The organism is Pseudomonas syringae group sp. J248-6 (genome assembly GCF_032586995.1).
Lineage (GTDB): Bacteria > Pseudomonadota > Gammaproteobacteria > Pseudomonadales > Pseudomonadaceae > Aquipseudomonas > Aquipseudomonas amygdali.
The window spans coordinates 1-16,219 of the sequence record NZ_JAWHOP010000020.1; the positions used below are offsets into that span (position 1 = coordinate 1).

The following is a 16,219-nucleotide window of genomic DNA, read 5'->3' on the forward strand; positions in this document are numbered from 1 at the left end:
CCTCTTGACGACGCAGAGCGTCGAGAACTGCATTCCCACGCTGGAGCGTGCGGAACGATAATCTCAACTATCGTGCGGCGCTCTGCGTCGCATGCCGTTCTGGACGCTCCGCGTCCTCTTGACGACGCAGAGCGTCGAGAACTGCATTCCCACGCGGGAGCGTGCGGAACGATAATCTCAACGATCGTGCGGCGCTCTGCGTCGCATGCCGTTCTGGATGCTCCGCGTCCTCTTGACGACGCAGAGCGTCGAGAACTGCATTTCCACGCGGGAGCGTGCGGAACGATCATCGCAACTATCGTGCGTCGCTCTGCGTCGCATGCCTTTCTGGACGCTCCGCGTCCTCTTGACGACGCAGAGCGTCGAGCACTGCATTCCCACGCTGGAGCGTGCGGAACGATAATCTCAACTATCGTGCGACGCTCCGAGTCTCGCTCTCTACACCTTCTTGTACAGCTGGCTGCCTTCCTGCTTGAAGCGCTCGGCCTGCTCGGCCAGGCCTTTAGCAACGTCGACATCCACCGCCTCGATCCGCTGGTTGGCGGCGTACTCGCGTACTTCCTGGGTGATTTTCATCGAGCAGAATTTCGGCCCGCACATGGAACAGAAATGCGCGACCTTGGCCGAGTCCTTGGGCAGGGTTTCGTCGTGGTACGAGCGTGCGGTGTCCGGGTCCAGGCCGAGGTTGAACTGGTCTTCCCAGCGGAACTCGAAACGCGCCTTGCTCAAGGCGTTGTCACGGATCTGCGCGCCAGGATGGCCTTTGGCAAGGTCCGCTGCGTGAGCAGCAATTTTGTAGGTGATGATCCCGGTCTTCACGTCATCCTTGTTCGGCAGCCCCAGGTGCTCTTTGGGCGTGACGTAGCACAGCATGGCGCAACCGAACCAGCCAATCATCGCAGCACCGATGCCCGACGTGATGTGGTCATACCCCGGCGCAATATCGGTGGTCAGCGGGCCGAGGGTGTAAAACGGCGCTTCGTCGCAGCATTCCAGCTGCTTGTCCATGTTCTCCTTGATCAACTGCATCGGCACATGACCGGGGCCTTCAATCATGGTCTGTACGTCGTGCTTCCAGGCGATCTTGGTCAGTTCACCCAAGGTTTCCAGCTCACCGAACTGCGCCGCATCGTTGGCGTCGGCAATCGAGCCCGGACGCAAGCCATCGCCCAGCGAGAAGCTGACGTCGTATGCCTTCATGATTTCGCAGATGTCTTCGAAATGGGTGTACAGGAAGTTTTCCTGGTGATGCGCCAGGCACCACTTGGCCATGATCGAGCCTCCACGGCTGACAATCCCGGTCACACGCTTGGCGGTCAGCGGCACATAACGCAGCAACACACCGGCGTGGATGGTGAAGTAATCAACGCCCTGCTCGGCCTGCTCGATCAGCGTGTCGCGGAACAGCTCCCAGGTCAGGTCCTCGGCCGCACCGCCGACTTTCTCAAGAGCCTGATAGATTGGCACAGTGCCGATCGGCACCGGCGAGTTGCGGATGATCCATTCGCGGGTTTCATGAATATGCTTGCCGGTGGACAGGTCCATGACCGTGTCCGACCCCCAGCGAATGCCCCAGGTCAGCTTGGCAACTTCTTCTTCGATGGAAGAACCCAGCGCGCTATTGCCGATGTTGCCGTTGATCTTCACCAGGAAGTTGCGGCCGATGATCATCGGTTCCAGTTCGACGTGGTTGATGTTGGCCGGGATGATCGCGCGACCACGGGCGATCTCTTCGCGCACGAACTCGGCAGTGATTTCCTTCGGGATGCTCGCGCCGAAGCTGTGCCCGGCATGTTGCTGGGTCAGCAGGCCAGCGGCACGGGCTTCCTGAAGCTTCATGTTTTCGCGGATGGCGACGTATTCCATCTCGGCGGTAATGATGCCCTGACGCGCATAGTGCATCTGGCTGACGTTGGCACCCGCCTTGGCACGGCGCGGGTTGCGCACATGCGCAAAGCGCAGCGCAGTCAGTTCGGCGTCGCTCAGGCGTTGCTGGCCGAAGTTGGAACTCAAGCCCGCCAGGCGCTCGGTGTCGTTGCGCGAGTCGATCCACGGCGAGCGAACATCCGCCAGGCCTTTTCGCACATCAATGATCACATTGGGGTCGGTGTACGGGCCGGAGGTGTCATAGACCGTGACCGGCGCGTTGATCTCACCGCCGAAGTCAGTCGGTGTGACGTCCAGGGTAATTTCGCGCATCGGCACGCGGATGTCCGGGCGTGAGCCCTGAACGTAGATTTTCTGCGAACGGGTAAACGGCTGTACCGATCCGGAATCGACTTGTGCCGACTCGCTCAAATGGGCTGCATTTTTTAGTGTTGTACTCATCACGGCTCTCCAGACATCCGGTTGCGGATTTATTGTCGGAGTGACCTGACGTGACGGACGGGTGCACCAGTGCTGGTGCTGAGTATCGAAAGGAGGCGTACGCTGTTCATTTTTTGAACAGTCGACCCCGGACGATACTCAAGAGGACTCGCCGGGAGACGAGAAATCTTGTTCCCTACGCAGGCGCTAACCTGATCAGGTTCAACGGGATCCGGTTTAACCGATCTCAGCCTCACAGCAAGGCACCCCGACAAGAACGCGATCAGTCTATGCCGGGGCGCGGTCGCAATGCCAGCCTATTTGCACAGGGCTCGATAAATGGCGCAAATCGCCGATTGTTGCTAAAAGAGTCTGGCTCTACACTCGCTAACCCGGTTTCTCTTGAACCGTGATTACTTTCTTCATGAACAGGGAATGCCTCATGCTGCGCAAACTTTCGTTGGTTGTGGCCGTTTCGTTTGCGTCCAGCGGCCTGACGTGGGCAGCCGATATGCCACTGCCGACCCAGACAGGTCTGCTGAATGTCTATCAGCAGGCGGTGGACAACAATGCCGACCTTGCGGCATCCCGCGCCGATTACGATGCCCGTAAGGAAGCCGTACCGCAGGCCCGCGCAGGTTTGCTGCCAAACATTTCCGGCAGCGCACAAAGCAACAATACCCGCACCAGTATCGACCAGCCCAGAGCCGTTGCCACCCGCAGCGGTAACGTCTATCAAGCCACCCTGAGCCAGCCGATCTTCCGTGCCGACCGCTGGTTCCAGTTGCAGGCCGCCGAGGCGAGCAACGAGCAGGCGGCACTCGAGCTGTCGGCTACCGAGCAGAACCTGATCCTGCAAGCGGCACAAAGCTATTTCAGCGTGCTGCGCGCCCAGGACAATCTGGCCTCGACCAAGGCCGAGGAGGCAGCGTTCAAACGCCAGCTCGATCAGGCCAACGAGCGTTTCGATGTTGGCCTGTCGGACAAGACCGACGTGTTGCAGGCGCAGGCCAGCTACGACACCTCGCGCGCCAGCCGGATTCTCGCCAAGCGCCAGGTGGACGATGCGTTTCAAGCACTGGTGACGCTGACCAATCGTGAATACAACTCTATCGAAGGCATCGTGCATACCTTGCCGGTGCTGGCGCCAACGCCAAACGATGCCAAGGCCTGGGTCGATACCGCAGCACAACAGAACCTCAACCTGCTGGCCAGTAACTACGCGGTCAACGCTGCCGAGGAAACCCTGCGTCAGCGCAAGGCCGGGCATGCCCCGACACTCGATGCCGTGGCGACTTATCAGCGTGGCGACAACGACGCACTGGGTTTCAGCAACCCTAACTACACCGGGCGCAATTATGGCGGCGACGTCGAGCAGCGCAGTATTGGCGTGCAGTTGAATATCCCGATCTACAGCGGCGGCCTGACCAGTTCACAGGTACGCGAAGCCTATGCGCGCCTGAGCCAGAGCGAGCAACGCCGTGAAAGCCTGCGTCGTCAGGTGGTGGAAAATACGCGCAACCTGCACCGTGCGGTGAATACCGATGTCGAGCAGGTGCAGGCCCGCAAACAGTCGATCATCTCTAACCAGAGCGCACTGGAAGCCACTGAAATCGGTTATCAGGTGGGCACCCGCAACATTGTCGATGTGCTGGATGCGCAGCGCCAGTTGTATGCTTCTGTGCGTGACTACAACAACACACGCTATGACTACATCCTCGACAACCTGCGCCTCAAGCAGGCAGCAGGCACCCTGAACCCGGGCGACCTGCAGGATCTTTCACGCTACCTGAAGGCTGATTACAACCCGGACAAGGACTTCCTTCCGCCCGACCTGGCAACTGCCGCACAGAAGAACTTCGAGCGACCTGCAAAGCGCTGACAGGTGACGCAGAGCGTCACGAAATGCATTACCACGCTGGAGCGTGAGGAACGAGAATCTCGACTATCGTGCCCATGCTCCGCGTGGGCATGCCGTTCCGGACGCTCTGCGTCCTCCCCGACTCAGCGTTTGCCCATCAACCGCCCGATTCCGTCGAGCAGACGTTGCAGAGCGCCCTGATTGGCCTTCATCACCGCAAGCCCTGCATCGGCCATGCCGCGAGCCTGCTGTGGCTGGTCGAAAAGCCCCTGCACGGCGGTCGCCAGCGTGGTCGCATCGCTGATTTCCTGCAACGCACCGGCAGTGCGCAGCATGGCGGCAATCTCGAGGAAGTTGAACAGGTGCGGGCCGCTGAGTACCGGTTTGGCCAGCGCCGCAGGCTCCAGCAGGTTGTGACCGCCGTTAGGCACCAGGCTGCCGCCCACAAAAGCGATATCCGCCAGCGCATAGAGAAACAGCAATTCGCCCATGGTATCGCCCATCAGCACTGAGACGTCCGGCGTGACAGCCTGTGCGGATGAGCGCCGAACCGTCGCAAAACCCTGCTGCTGACACAGCGCATGCACGCTGTCGAAACGCTCGGGATGACGCGGCACCAGGATCAGCAGCGCATCAGGATGGCTCGTCAATAACGTGCGATGAGCTGAAAGAACGCTTTCATCCTCGCCCGCATGGGTGCTGGCGGCGATCCATACCGGGCGCTGCGTCGCCTGCCATTGCTCACGCAAGTGCGCGGCACGTTCCAACAATTGCGGGTCAATGCTCAGGTCGAACTTGATCGAGCCGGTCACCGCAACGCACTCGGGACGCGCGCCCAAGTCACGGAAGCGCTGCGCCTCGACTTCTGTCTGCACCGCGAACCAGGCCATTTGCGCCAGCATCGGCCGGGCAAGCCTGGCAAAGCGCGCATAGCCCCTTGCCGAGCGCTCCGAAAGCCGCGCATTGGCGAGCACCACAGGGATCCCGCGCAGGGCGCATTGGTGGATGTGGTTGGGCCACAGCTCGGTTTCCATGATGATGCCCAGCCGGGGCTGCACATGATCGAGAAAACGCCCTGCCGCCCAAGGCAAGTCATACGGCAGGTAGCAATGCTGAATGCGCGGTTCGCTGGCGAACAGCGCCTTGATTCGTTCCGAACCTGTGGGCGTCATGCAAGTCACAGTGATCGGCAGTTGGGGGTATTGCAGCAGCAGCGCGCGAATCATCGGCGCGGCCGCGATGCTTTCGCCCACTGACACCGCATGCACCCAGATACCACCGCGCTGCATGGCAGGCAGACCGCTGGCGAACCGCTCGCCGATGCGTTGGCGATACGCCGGAGCCTTGCGCGCACGTAACCACAGGCGCAGGGCAACCAGTGGCAGGCCGAGATGAAACAGTAGGGTATAAAGGGTTCTATTCATGGGCGCGGAGTTTATCAGCCCGCCATCACAAGTCGCTAGAATGCGCAGCCTGACGAAAAGGAATGCACCATGAACGCTTATTACCTGCTGGCTATCGCCGTTTGCGCGGAAGTCATCGCCACCACCTCCATGAAAGCCGTGAAAGGGTTCAGCACTCCCCTGCCGTTGTTGCTGCTGATCACCGGTTATGCGATTGCATTCTGGATGCTGATTCTGGTGATGCGCACGATCCCGGTCGGCATCACCTACGCCATTTGGTCGGGCATGGGCATTGTCATGGTGAGCATTGCGGCGTTCTTCATCTACGGCCAGAAACTCGACCTGCCCGCGTTGTTGGGCATGGGCATGATTGTGGCTGGCGTAGCGGTCATCCAGTTGTTCTCGAAAACCGCCGGGCATTGAAAAGCCGATCCTTTATAATGCTCGTACTTTTTGCTCACTGAGGTGCTCATGCCATCGGTTATTTCCACTGACGTGCTGATTGTCGGGGCTGGCGTAGCCGGTCTATGGCTCAACGCCCGGTTGCGTCGTCAAGGGTTCTCGACAGTGCTGGTAGAAAGCGCCAGCCTGGGTGGCGGGCAAAGCCTCAAGTCTCAGGGGATCATCCACGGCGGTGCCAAGTACGCGCTGCACGGTGCGCTTTCCGGTGCCTCCGAGGCCATCGCCGACATGCCGCGCCGCTGGCGTGAAGCTCTTGATGGCAAAGGCGAGCTGGACCTGTCCGGTGTACGCCTGCTGTCCGAGGCCCACTACTTGTGGTCGCCGGGCACCATCGCCGGCAACCTCACCAGCTTCTTCGCCAGCAAGGCGGTGCGCGGCCGTGTGGATCAGGTCAAGGGCGAGCAATTACCGCCCGCACTGCAAAACCCCAAATTCAAGGGCAAGGTCTATCGCCTCGCGGAACTGGTGGTCGATGTACCAAGCCTGATCGGGCGACTCGCCGAGCTGGCCGGTGACAGCCTGCTGGCCGGTCAGAGCATCGAGCCGCTGTACGAGGGTGATGAGCTGATCGGGCTGCGCGTCGATGGGCGCGATATTCATGCCCAGCGCATCGTACTCAGTGCTGGCGGTGGCAACGCCGACCTGCTCAATGCACTTGGCGTGTCGCAACCGCAGATGCAGCGCCGCCCCTTGCACATGGTGCTGGTCAAGGGCCCGACCCTGAAACCGCTGTTCGCCCACTGCCTGGGTGGCGGTCCCAAGCCGCGCATCACGGTCACCACCCACCCTGCGGCTGACGGCCAGTGTGTTTGGTATCTGGGCGGCGATCTGGCTGAGGCCGAGGGCGTGGTGCGCGAGCCGGACGCGCAGATCGCCGTCGCCCGCAAGGAGCTTGAAGCCCTGCTGCCGTGGGTCGACCTGAGTCAGGCGCAATGGGCGACCCTGCGCGTGGACCGTGCCGAGCCTGCCCAGTCGGGGCTGGTGCGGCCAGACAACGCCTTTCTCGACAGCCAGCGTCGCCTGATGGTTGGCTGGCCGACCAAACTGGCACTGGCTCCGGACTTCGCTGACCGGGTTCTGTCGCAGCTTTCGAGAGATGGCATTCACCCGACACCGCAGTCACCACTGGTTGATGTACCAAGGCCGCCGATGGCCATACCTGTCTGGGATGAGCTGCTGCCATGAGCCTGAAAACCCTGCACGACCTACATCGCCCGCTGGGCAATAGCGGCCTGAACGTATCGCCGCTGGGTCTGGGCACCGTCAAGCTGGGCCGCGACCAAGGCGTCAAATACCCTAGCGGTTTCAAGATTCCCGATGACCAGCAGGCGCAGATGCTGCTGCGCATGGCTCGCGACATGGGCATCAACCTGATCGACACTGCACCCGCCTATGGCACCAGCGAAGAGCGCCTGGGACCGCTGCTGCGCGGTCAGCGCCAGGACTGGGTGATTGTCAGCAAGGTCGGCGAAGAATTCGATAACGGCCAGTCGAGCCATGACTTCAGCGCTGAACACACCCGCAAATCGGTCGAGCGCAGCCTGAAACGTATTGAAACCGATTTTCTCGATCTGGTGCTGGTGCATTCGGACGGCAATGATCTGGCGATTCTTAACGAGGCCGAGGTATATCAGACGCTCGCCGACCTCAAGCGCGAAGGCAAGATTCGCGGCTTCGGCTTTTCCGGCAAGACGGTCGAAGGCGGTTTGCTGGCATTGCGCGAAGGTGATTGTGCGATGGTCACCTACAACCTCAACGAGCAAGGCGAGAAACCGGTGCTGGATTACGCTGCCGCCCATGGCAAAGGCATCCTGGTGAAGAAAGCGCTGGCCAGTGGTCATGTCTGTCTGACGCCGGGCATGGACCCGGTGCAGGCCAGTTTCCAGCTACTGTTTGAACATCCGGCGGTTGCCAGTGCTATTGTCGGCACCATCAATCCGTTGCACCTGGCGCACAACGTTGCAACTGCCGCTGCCGTGATTTGCCGTCAAGCCTGATTGAGGCGGCCGACCCCAACGCAAGAAGGAGCCGTTATGCCGCGAACACTGATCCGCAAAAACCCCAGCAACTTCAAGACCCTGCCGCTGTTTGTCGAGGCCACGCCGGAAGGCCTGAGCTACCAGAGCATCGGCATGCCGATGAACTTCGCGCAGACCTTGCAGCGGCGGCGCAAGATCGACGTGCCGGACACCGAACGTTTCTCCACCGAGCTTGCCAATCTGGGGGTGTCCGTTCGCCTTACCGTCAGCTGGCAGAATCGCGATTACTGGGTGCTGGTTCGCCAGCGTCGCCAGGACCGTGGCGACGTCGTACTCAAGCTGATCTCGGGTTATGTGCCGGCCCACGAACTGACCCTGCCACTGCATACCGCCATTCAGGAAGTGGCCGAAGAGTGCATGATCGAAACGCCTCAGGGCTGGCTGAGTGGACTGTTCAAAGAGACCTGGCTGCCTGCGCCATATGCCGCTGCACTGCATTATCGCGAGGCCATGCCCTTTCGTCTGAGCCCGCTCTCCGGCGCAGCGCGGCCGGTGCGAAGCGGCAGCCTGACACTGCTGGAGCGCCCACGGGCTTATGTGCATTTACCCACCGCGTCCTTGCAGCTGATTTACGACATGCGTCTGGAAATCCCCAAGGAAGCGCGCCCGGTCAGCCTTTTCCATGTCGATGAAGTGTTGGAAAACGATCAACTGGTCGCCCGCCTTAACCGCAGCAAACCCGACCTGTACCTGATGCCGCTGGAAAATGGAGTGCCGCTGCCCGAGCTGTACACGCTCAAGCGTGACAAACTGATCCCGGCTGGCACCCGAGGGCTGTACCTGGCCGAAAGTTTCGCCGCGCAGGATGGCTGGATCGTGCGAGAGGAACGAATTCGCTGGAAGGACTGGCTACGCCAGCAGGGCATGGCCCCACCGGCGAAGAAGTCAGGACTGAAACGCCTGACCGGAAAAGCTCGGGAGCTGCTGCACGCCATGAGCGGCAAGCTGTGAGCCTCAAGCCTTTTGATTTGCCTTGGCTTGCAGCTTGCGGCTGAAAACTACGCCTGCCCGCGGATCTTCTCGACAATTGCCGTGGTCGAGCTGTTTTCCACCAGCCCCAACACACGCACATCGCCACCGTACGCCTGGACGATATCGGCACCGACCACCTGATCGACGCCGTAATCACCGCCTTTGACCAGCACGTCCGGCTTGACGTGACTCAGCAGATTTTCAGGGGTGCCTTCGGGGAAGCTGATCACCCAGTCCACTGCACCCAAGCCTGCCAGCACGGCCATACGCCGGTCAACGCTGTTGATCGGACGGCCCGGCCCTTTCAGGCGGCTGACAGACGCGTCATCGTTGACGGCCACGATCAGACGATCACCCAGCGCCCGCGCCTGCTCCAGGTAGGTCACATGACCGGCGTGAAGAATGTCGAAGCAGCCATTGGTGAAGACGATTTTTTCCTTGTGCGCGCGCGCATCATCGACCGCCAGCAACAGTTGCTCCAGCCCCAGCACGCCGCGTTCGGAACCTTCTTCGCGCTGAATGGCGCGGCGCAGTTCCGGGGCGCTGATGGCTGCAGTACCCAGCTTGCCGACCACAATGCCTGCTGCCAGATTAGCCAGCGCCACCGCATGCGGCAGTTCCTCGCCCGCAGCAATCGCTGCCGCGAGAGTGGAAATTACCGTGTCACCGGCGCCGGTCACATCGAACACTTCGCGAGCACGGGCCGGCAGGTGCAGCGCCTGCTGATCAGGACGCAGCAGGGTCATGCCGTGCTCACCGCGGGTCACCAGCAGAGCGCCCAGGTCAAGCTCCTGCATCAACTGCGCACCTTTGGTGACCAGCTGTGCCTCGTCTTCACAATGCCCGACGATGGCTTCGAATTCACTGAGGTTCGGCGTAATCAGGCTGGCACCGCGATAGATCGTGAAATCCTTGCCCTTGGGATCAGCCAACACCGCTATACCGCGCTTGCGGGCGGCCTGAATCAGCGCCTGATGGTTTTTCAGTGCACCCTTGCCGTAATCGGACAGGACCAGCACCTTGATGCCATCGAGCAGGCTGTAGACCTCTGCACTCAGTGCCAGCGGGTCAGTGTTGAACGGTTCTTCGAAGTCGATACGCAGTAACTGCTGATGGCGACTCATGACGCGCAACTTGACGATGGTCGGCTGATCGGCAATACGCTGAAAACGCGCCAGCACACCCGCTGCTTTCAGGCTGTTGGTCAGACTTTCTGCGGCCTCGTCGTCACCCGTCACACCGACCAGCGAAGCCGGTGCACCCAGCGCAGCGATGTTCAAGGCCACGTTGGCAGCGCCGCCCGGACGGTCTTCGATCTGATCGACCTTGACCACAGGCACCGGCGCCTCAGGGGAAATACGCGAGGTACCACCATGCCAGTATCTGTCGAGCATGACATCGCCAACCACCAGGACAGGGGCCTGATCAAAGCGCGGCATGTATAGCTTCATGGAACAACCCGTACTTGAAAAATGGACAGGGGCGGAATCTTAGCACAGGGGTTTATAACCGACAGGCTGTTGAATCACACCGCCCGAAGGCAGGCAGGCCACAGGGGCCCGCCCGGTGAGAGCGAAATCAGACTGCGCCGACAGGTGACGGCTCGTCCAGCCCCATGGCATGCAGACGGGCGTAATAGCCGTTCTGTGCCAACAACTCGGTATGCGTACCGCGCTCGACGATCTGCCCGGCGTCCATGACCAGAATCATGTCAGCCTTTTCGATGGTCGAAAGGCGGTGAGCGATGACCAGCGTGGTACGGCCCTTCATGACGTGATCCAGCGCCGCCTGGATGTGGCGTTCGGACTCGGTGTCCAGCGCCGACGTGGCTTCGTCGAGGATCAGCAGCGGTGCGTTTTTAAGCAGTGCGCGAGCAATGGCCAGACGCTGCCGTTGACCACCGGACAGCAGCACGCCGTTTTCGCCCACCTGAGTATCGAACCCCTGCGGCAACTGGTCGATGAACTCTTTGGCGTAGGCATCGGCGGCGGCCGCTTCGATGTCGGCACGCGGGGCACCTGCCAGATCACCATAGGCAATGTTGTTGGCGATCGTGTCGTTGAACAGCGTGACGTTCTGGTTGACCTGGGCGATGTGCTTGCGCAGGTTGCGCAAACGGTAGTCGTTGATTTCAACGCCATCGAGCAGGATGTTGCCCATCTCGTGCCCGTAAAAACGCGGTATCAGGTTGGCCAAGGTCGATTTACCGCTGCCGGACCGGCCTACCAGCGCGATCATCTGCCCAGGCGCTGCGGAGAAACTGATGTCGTTCAACACCTGACGCTCGGTCTGCGGGTAGAAGAAGCTGAGGTTCTTCACCTCAAGATGGCCAGTCACGCGATCACGCTCGATGGTGCCGGTATCGACTTCTTCTTCCACGTCCAGTTGTTCGAAGATGCTCTCGGCACCGGCGACGCCTTTCTGGATCGTCGAACTGACTTCCGACAACTGGCGAATAGGCTTGGGCAACAGACCGGCAGCAGTGATGTAGGCAACCAGATCGCCCGCGGTGGCATCACCTCGCAGGAACAGAACCAGAAACATCAACACCGCCATGGCGCTGTAGATCACCAGTTGCAGCATCGGCGTGTAGATGGCACCGGTTTTGGTCATGCGCAGTTGTTTGCGTGTATTGCTGTCACTGGCCTGAGCGAAGCGGTTCTGTTCGTAGGACTCGCCACCGAAGCTGCGTACCACGCGATAGCCCTGAATGGTTTCCGAGGCAACGTGCGTAACATCGCCCATCGCTACCTGAATCTTCTTGCTCTGCTTGCGGAATTTCTTGCTCGCACTGCCGACCATGACGGCAATCAGCGGCAGGATGGCGAGCATGACCAGGGTCAGCTTCCAGTTCATCATCAACAGATAGATGAACAGGAACACCACAGTCAGACCTTCACGAATCACCACTTTGATGGCATCGGTGGCGGCACCGGTGACCATCGTGACGTTGAACGTGATACGCGAAATCAGGTGGCCGGAGTTGGTCGTATCGAAGTAACGATTGGGCAGTACCAGCAGCTTGTTGAACAGCTCCACCCGCAGGTCATGGACCAACCCGAGAGACACCTTGGCCAGAAAGTAGTTACCCAGGAAAGAGCCAAGCCCCTGCCATGCGGCGATCAGAACGATCAGCAACGGCACTGCCTGCAACAGTTGCAGCTCGCGCAGATAAGGCACATTGGGGAACAGCACGGCTTCAGGGTTGGTCAGGCCATCGACGAAGTATTTGAGGATGCCGGCAAGCATCGGCTGGGTCGAGGCGAAGATCACGAAACCAATGATGCTGAGCAGGAAGATGCCCACATACGGACGCACATAAGACAACAGACGGAAATAGATTTTCACGCTGGAAGTCGAGGACGATTCGGAGGTTGTCATGAGAATCCGTCGTATTAAAAAGAGGCCGAATTGTATCACAGCGGTTTTCGAGGCTGCCTGCTGCGGTAACATAGGCGGCTCGTCCATTCCCTGAGGTTTCTGATTGCTGCTTGAAACCGGCAAAGCAGGCTTCTGTATGACGACCAGTAGCCCTTGGGGCGTAAAAACCGGAGTATCGATGCAAGCGTTTGACCACGCCCATTACCTTGATCTGGTTCAAGGTGCCGAAGTGCTTGAAGCCGATGGCACGGGCGACAAAGTACTACGTCTGCGTGACGGCTCCATGTTGAAATTGTTTCGACGCAAACGCCTTGTCAGCTCGGCAGCCTGGTATCCCTATGCCCAACGCTTCGCAGACAACTGTGAAACGCTGATCAAACGCGGCATTCCCTGCCCGCGCATACGCTCGGTAAGCCGCATCGCCGAAATCGAGCGCGATGCAGTGCATTATGATCCGCTGGCAGGCTTCACCCTGCGCCAGCTTTTGGGCAGTGCGGTGGCCGACGACAAGCTGCGCAGGCAACTGGGAAGCTTCATTGCCCACCTGCATGAAAAGGGCATCTACTTTCGCTCGGCCCATCTCGGCAACGTTATCCTCACACCGGAAGGCACCCTCGGCCTGATCGACATTGCCGACATGAAAACCTACCGCCGCGCATTGCGTAAAAGCCTGCGTCTGCGCAACTTCAAGCACATGTTGCGCTATCAGGAAGATCGCCAATGGCTGCTGGACAACGGCAACCCGGCGTTTCTGGATGGCTACATGAGCGCTCAGAGCCTGTGCGACACCAGCGAACTGGTTCAGGCTATTCAGTAACGCTTTCACAAAAAATGGCCGCTTTCGAAGCGGCCATTTTTTATCTTACTGCAGCTGCCGGAGCCGATGCGCCTGCACAATACGGCCCAGCACCATCGTTGCCGGTAACAACACCAGCACCCAGAGCTCATCCGGGTTACCGACCAACTGGCCGCCGTCGAAGTTAAGCATGACCAGCGCGCACACCAGGTAGAGACCCCAGGCATCGCCGTTGCGCAAGGCGTTCCACAGCGTCATCGCCATAACAACCAGAAACATCACCAGCGAAGCGGCACCGGTGTACAGGCCCAGCGACACGAAAATATTGTGCGGGTGCTGGATCGGTATGCCGCCCGTCAGGGTCTGGGTCGTGTAGAAATCGACACCACAGCCGAGCACCCAGCCGCAGCGACGCCATTCACCGGTCATGATTTCAAACAGCTCGATGCGGTAGGAATCCCCTCTGACCATCAGCAGGGCGACCCACTGTTCATCCTTGACGAACCAGAAGGCTGCCGCCGCCACGACGCCCAGCGCCAACAAGGCGACTATCGTGCGCAATGGAAAACGGTACAGCGCATAGGCGCTGCAGACGGCGAACAGAACCGCGCAACCCACCAGCGCGGTGCGGGTCTGGACGACAAAGGCCGTTAACACCAGAGTAACAAGAACAGCACACACCGCTTCAATCCAGCGCCGTTCTCTGGCCCATAGCGGCAGTGCCAGGGCGAGGCTGCAAACCAGCCAGGCGCTGGTGTAGATCACATTCTCCATACGTGCCGGAAGAATGGCCACACGCTGACCGAACTCGAATTTTCCGGTCACCCAGCTATAAATGCTGCCGAGCAGGATGTACAGGCAGATGGCCCAGAACATGCCTCGCACGAACAAACCGCGCCGGAAGAAACCGTTTTCCGTAATCCCGGCCACGACAAAGACAAACAGGCTGACGTAGACAATGTGCTTGTAATACTGAAACTCCTGCGCTTGCAGCGCCGGCACCAGAAAGCACGCCATGAATACAGCCCAGGCTATGCCCAGCGGTTCTGCAAACACCCCGGCGCCGCGGTACTTGATCAAGAAGAACAAGCCCGGCAAGGCGGTGAATGCGTAAAACAGATTGTTGGTGATCTTGGCTGACGGGTTAAGAATAAAACTCAGCAGAAAGACAACAATCGCTACGGTGAAATACGTCTGTACTTTGCTACTGGGGATTTTGATTCGGTCAACTGACATTATTGAGCAACCAACCTGTTACCAGACCAGCGAGCACAGCGATGATCAGCTTGACGCGATCACGACGCTTGCGACGCTGTTTGTCGAGCCGCTCCTGCGGCACCACCACATGCTCACCGAACCCGGTGTGCAATACGGCATCATTTTCCAGGATCAGAGCGTAACGGTTTTGCGCGGCAAATAATTGTGAAAGTTTCTTCTCGCCACCATGCCCGGCATACGGCGCATGCTGCTGGTAATCAGCCAGACGGCGCAGCCCGGGATTGAAGGAAAACCCCTGCCACTCCGGCTTGTGCGAACCCAGTTTGTAAAACGGGATACCTTCGACCACTTCACGCTCGTTCAAATAGACATAGGGGCTGTGAATACGCAGATCATGATTGTAGCTGCGCAACCAGACTTGCAATGCCTGAGGATCGTGCTTGAGCAGCGTCATTGATTCTTCAATGAAGTGCGGGCGGTAGAAATCCCAGTCATCCTCGCAATGGAAAACCCAGGATGTCTCGACCAACGAATAGGCCGCATCGACAGAGCGCATCTGCCCCAGCTTGGGGTTGTTGATAATGAAACGTGTATGCGGGCGCCAGTGTTCGGGAATGCAGGCCTGAACCTGAGCATCACCCGAATCTTCGGTAATCAGCACATGGCGTATGGGCGCGGTATTGAAACGGTCGAACGTTTCCAGGGTGCTCTTCAACAAGTCGAATCGACCACAACTGGTGACGACCAGCGTAATGTCGCTGTTTTCGCTGAATACCATCATTCGTTCCCAATCATTGAATATTCATAATTCCTTACCATCCCAAGCGTGACCGCAGGCGATCGAGCCAGCTCATCGCCGGCATACTGCGCAACGGCGAATGCATTGCGTCCACGATGGCTTTTCCAAGGGCATGGAATGTAAAGCGTTCTTCGACCAAAGTCTGCCCATTACAGGATATTTCGCTGGCCAGAGCGGTGTTTTCGCGCAACTTCGCCAGCTTTTCACGAAGCTGGGGAATGTCGCGATAGAGCACGATGTTGTGCATGTCGACAAAGCCCAGCGCGCGGTTTTCTTCAGCGCCCTGGTCGAAGGCCAGCAGCACGCAACCGCAGGCCATGGCCTCGAAATTCTTGATCATGTACTCGCCCATGCCGACATCGGCACTGACGAAAAAGCGGATACGGTTAAGGGTGTCGCAATACTCTTCCCCGGACTTGGTACGCGTGACGAGCAGATTCTCGACCTGCCCCAACTCATCCAGCAGCGCCTTGCGGCCGCTGTAGGCCACACTGTTGGTACTGCCAACGAAGGCCAGTTCGATGTCACGTTCACGCGCCTGCAATTGCAACAGGCTCTGGTCATAGCCCTTGGGCACGAAAACCGCGTCGAAGCCTTCCTGGCGCAGACGCTCGCTGACCATGAACCCCGAGCAGATCACCCGCGCCCAAGGCAGCTTGCGATAGTGCGCACTGAACTTGCCGGTGTATTTGCAAGGAATGTAGTTCTGATAGGCATCGTGTTCGAGGATGACCAGATTGGGGATCGTGCGGATGAACCCTACCTGACGCACTTCCTGCTTGAAGCGCAGGAAAAACACGATCCGGTCATAACGGCTGACGTCCACCTCGCGGCGGAAATAGCCACGCAGGTTGCGCTGCTCCCCGGAACTCAGCCAGCGCACGTCGCATTCGCAGTGTGCCGCGATGCCGTCATAGAGACGGTCCAGAATCGCACGCTGCTCTTTCTGAACCAGAAGTAGAACTTTCATGGATTTCCTTG

At 59.3% G+C, this 16,219-nt stretch carries 13 protein-coding genes and 1 riboswitch; of the genes, 6 read left to right on the forward strand and 7 right to left on the reverse strand.

Going from position 1 to position 16,219, the window contains the following annotated elements; all coding sequences use genetic code 11:
- Positions 1 to 438 precede the first annotated feature (438 nt).
- The gene (thiC, locus tag RYC17_RS21320) at positions 439 to 2,328 is read right to left on the reverse strand and encodes a phosphomethylpyrimidine synthase ThiC (protein WP_005743016.1); all 1,890 of its coding nucleotides are present in this window, start codon (positions 2,326 to 2,328) and stop codon (positions 439 to 441) included.
- A 155-nt stretch (positions 2,329 to 2,483) separates the two neighbouring features.
- Positions 2,484 to 2,588: riboswitch (TPP riboswitch) on the reverse strand.
- Positions 2,589 to 2,749: 161 nt separating this feature from the next.
- Between thiC and RYC17_RS21325 the strand changes: the two genes are divergently transcribed.
- Positions 2,750 to 4,189, forward strand: coding sequence for a TolC family outer membrane protein (locus RYC17_RS21325; protein WP_058399891.1), 1,440 nt, complete (start codon positions 2,750 to 2,752; stop codon positions 4,187 to 4,189).
- 122 nt (positions 4,190 to 4,311) lie between these two features.
- Here RYC17_RS21325 and waaA read toward each other — a convergent pair whose 3' ends face one another.
- Positions 4,312 to 5,592 carry a lipid IV(A) 3-deoxy-D-manno-octulosonic acid transferase gene (gene waaA, locus RYC17_RS21330; RefSeq protein WP_058399890.1) on the reverse strand — a complete coding sequence of 427 codons (1,281 nt, stop codon included), beginning with the start codon at positions 5,590 to 5,592 and terminating at the stop codon, positions 4,312 to 4,314.
- Positions 5,593 to 5,661: 69 nt separating this feature from the next.
- Here waaA and RYC17_RS21335 point away from each other — a divergent pair, with 69 nt between their 5' ends.
- The 4 genes from RYC17_RS21335 to RYC17_RS21350 are packed head-to-tail and all read left to right on the forward strand — an operon-like array spanning position 5,662 to position 9,023.
- Positions 5,662 to 5,994: an SMR family transporter gene (locus RYC17_RS21335; RefSeq protein ID WP_002551789.1), complete on the forward strand. Its 333-nt coding sequence runs from the start codon at positions 5,662 to 5,664 to the stop codon at positions 5,992 to 5,994.
- Between the two features lie 48 nt (positions 5,995 to 6,042).
- Positions 6,043 to 7,218, forward strand: coding sequence for an NAD(P)/FAD-dependent oxidoreductase (locus tag RYC17_RS21340; RefSeq protein WP_316904400.1), 1,176 nt, complete (start codon positions 6,043 to 6,045; stop codon positions 7,216 to 7,218).
- Positions 7,215 to 8,030, forward strand: coding sequence for an aldo/keto reductase (locus RYC17_RS21345; protein ID WP_316904401.1), 816 nt, complete (start codon positions 7,215 to 7,217; stop codon positions 8,028 to 8,030). Before RYC17_RS21340 ends, RYC17_RS21345 begins: the two co-directional genes overlap by 4 nt.
- 36 nt (positions 8,031 to 8,066) lie before the next feature.
- Entirely contained in the window at positions 8,067 to 9,023 is a 957-nt protein-coding gene (locus tag RYC17_RS21350) for a hypothetical protein (protein ID WP_002551786.1), read from the forward strand.
- 47 nt (positions 9,024 to 9,070) lie between these two features.
- Here the strand turns inward: RYC17_RS21350 and hldE are convergent, their stop codons facing one another.
- Both hldE and msbA read right to left on the reverse strand, forming a co-directional pair.
- Complete coding sequence (gene hldE, locus RYC17_RS21355) at positions 9,071 to 10,495, reverse strand: bifunctional D-glycero-beta-D-manno-heptose-7-phosphate kinase/D-glycero-beta-D-manno-heptose 1-phosphate adenylyltransferase HldE (protein ID WP_058399886.1); 1,425 nt, start codon at positions 10,493 to 10,495, stop codon at positions 9,071 to 9,073.
- A 127-nt stretch (positions 10,496 to 10,622) separates the two neighbouring features.
- Positions 10,623 to 12,425 (reverse strand): lipid A export permease/ATP-binding protein MsbA, encoded by a 1,803-nt coding sequence (gene msbA / locus RYC17_RS21360; protein WP_058399894.1) that lies wholly within the window; start codon positions 12,423 to 12,425, stop codon positions 10,623 to 10,625.
- Positions 12,426 to 12,603: 178 nt separating this feature from the next.
- Here msbA and RYC17_RS21365 point away from each other — a divergent pair, with 178 nt between their 5' ends.
- Entirely contained in the window at positions 12,604 to 13,242 is a 639-nt protein-coding gene (locus RYC17_RS21365; protein WP_038820444.1) for a toluene tolerance protein, read from the forward strand.
- A gap of 45 nt (positions 13,243 to 13,287) precedes the next feature.
- Here the strand turns inward: RYC17_RS21365 and RYC17_RS21370 are convergent, their stop codons facing one another.
- Genes RYC17_RS21370 through RYC17_RS21380 form a run of 3 tightly spaced genes read right to left on the reverse strand, consistent with a single transcriptional unit; the run spans position 13,288 to position 16,208 of the window.
- Positions 13,288 to 14,457, reverse strand: coding sequence for an O-antigen ligase domain-containing protein (locus RYC17_RS21370; RefSeq protein WP_122280674.1), 1,170 nt, complete (start codon positions 14,455 to 14,457; stop codon positions 13,288 to 13,290).
- The gene (locus RYC17_RS21375) at positions 14,447 to 15,220 is read right to left on the reverse strand and encodes a hypothetical protein (protein WP_058399884.1); all 774 of its coding nucleotides are present in this window, start codon (positions 15,218 to 15,220) and stop codon (positions 14,447 to 14,449) included. The genes RYC17_RS21370 and RYC17_RS21375 overlap by 11 nt, the downstream gene beginning before the upstream one ends.
- A gap of 31 nt (positions 15,221 to 15,251) precedes the next feature.
- On the reverse strand, positions 15,252 to 16,208 hold the full coding sequence (locus RYC17_RS21380) for a glycosyltransferase (RefSeq protein WP_058407707.1): 957 nt from the start codon (positions 16,206 to 16,208) through the stop codon (positions 15,252 to 15,254).
- Positions 16,209 to 16,219: the final 11 nt, after the last annotated feature.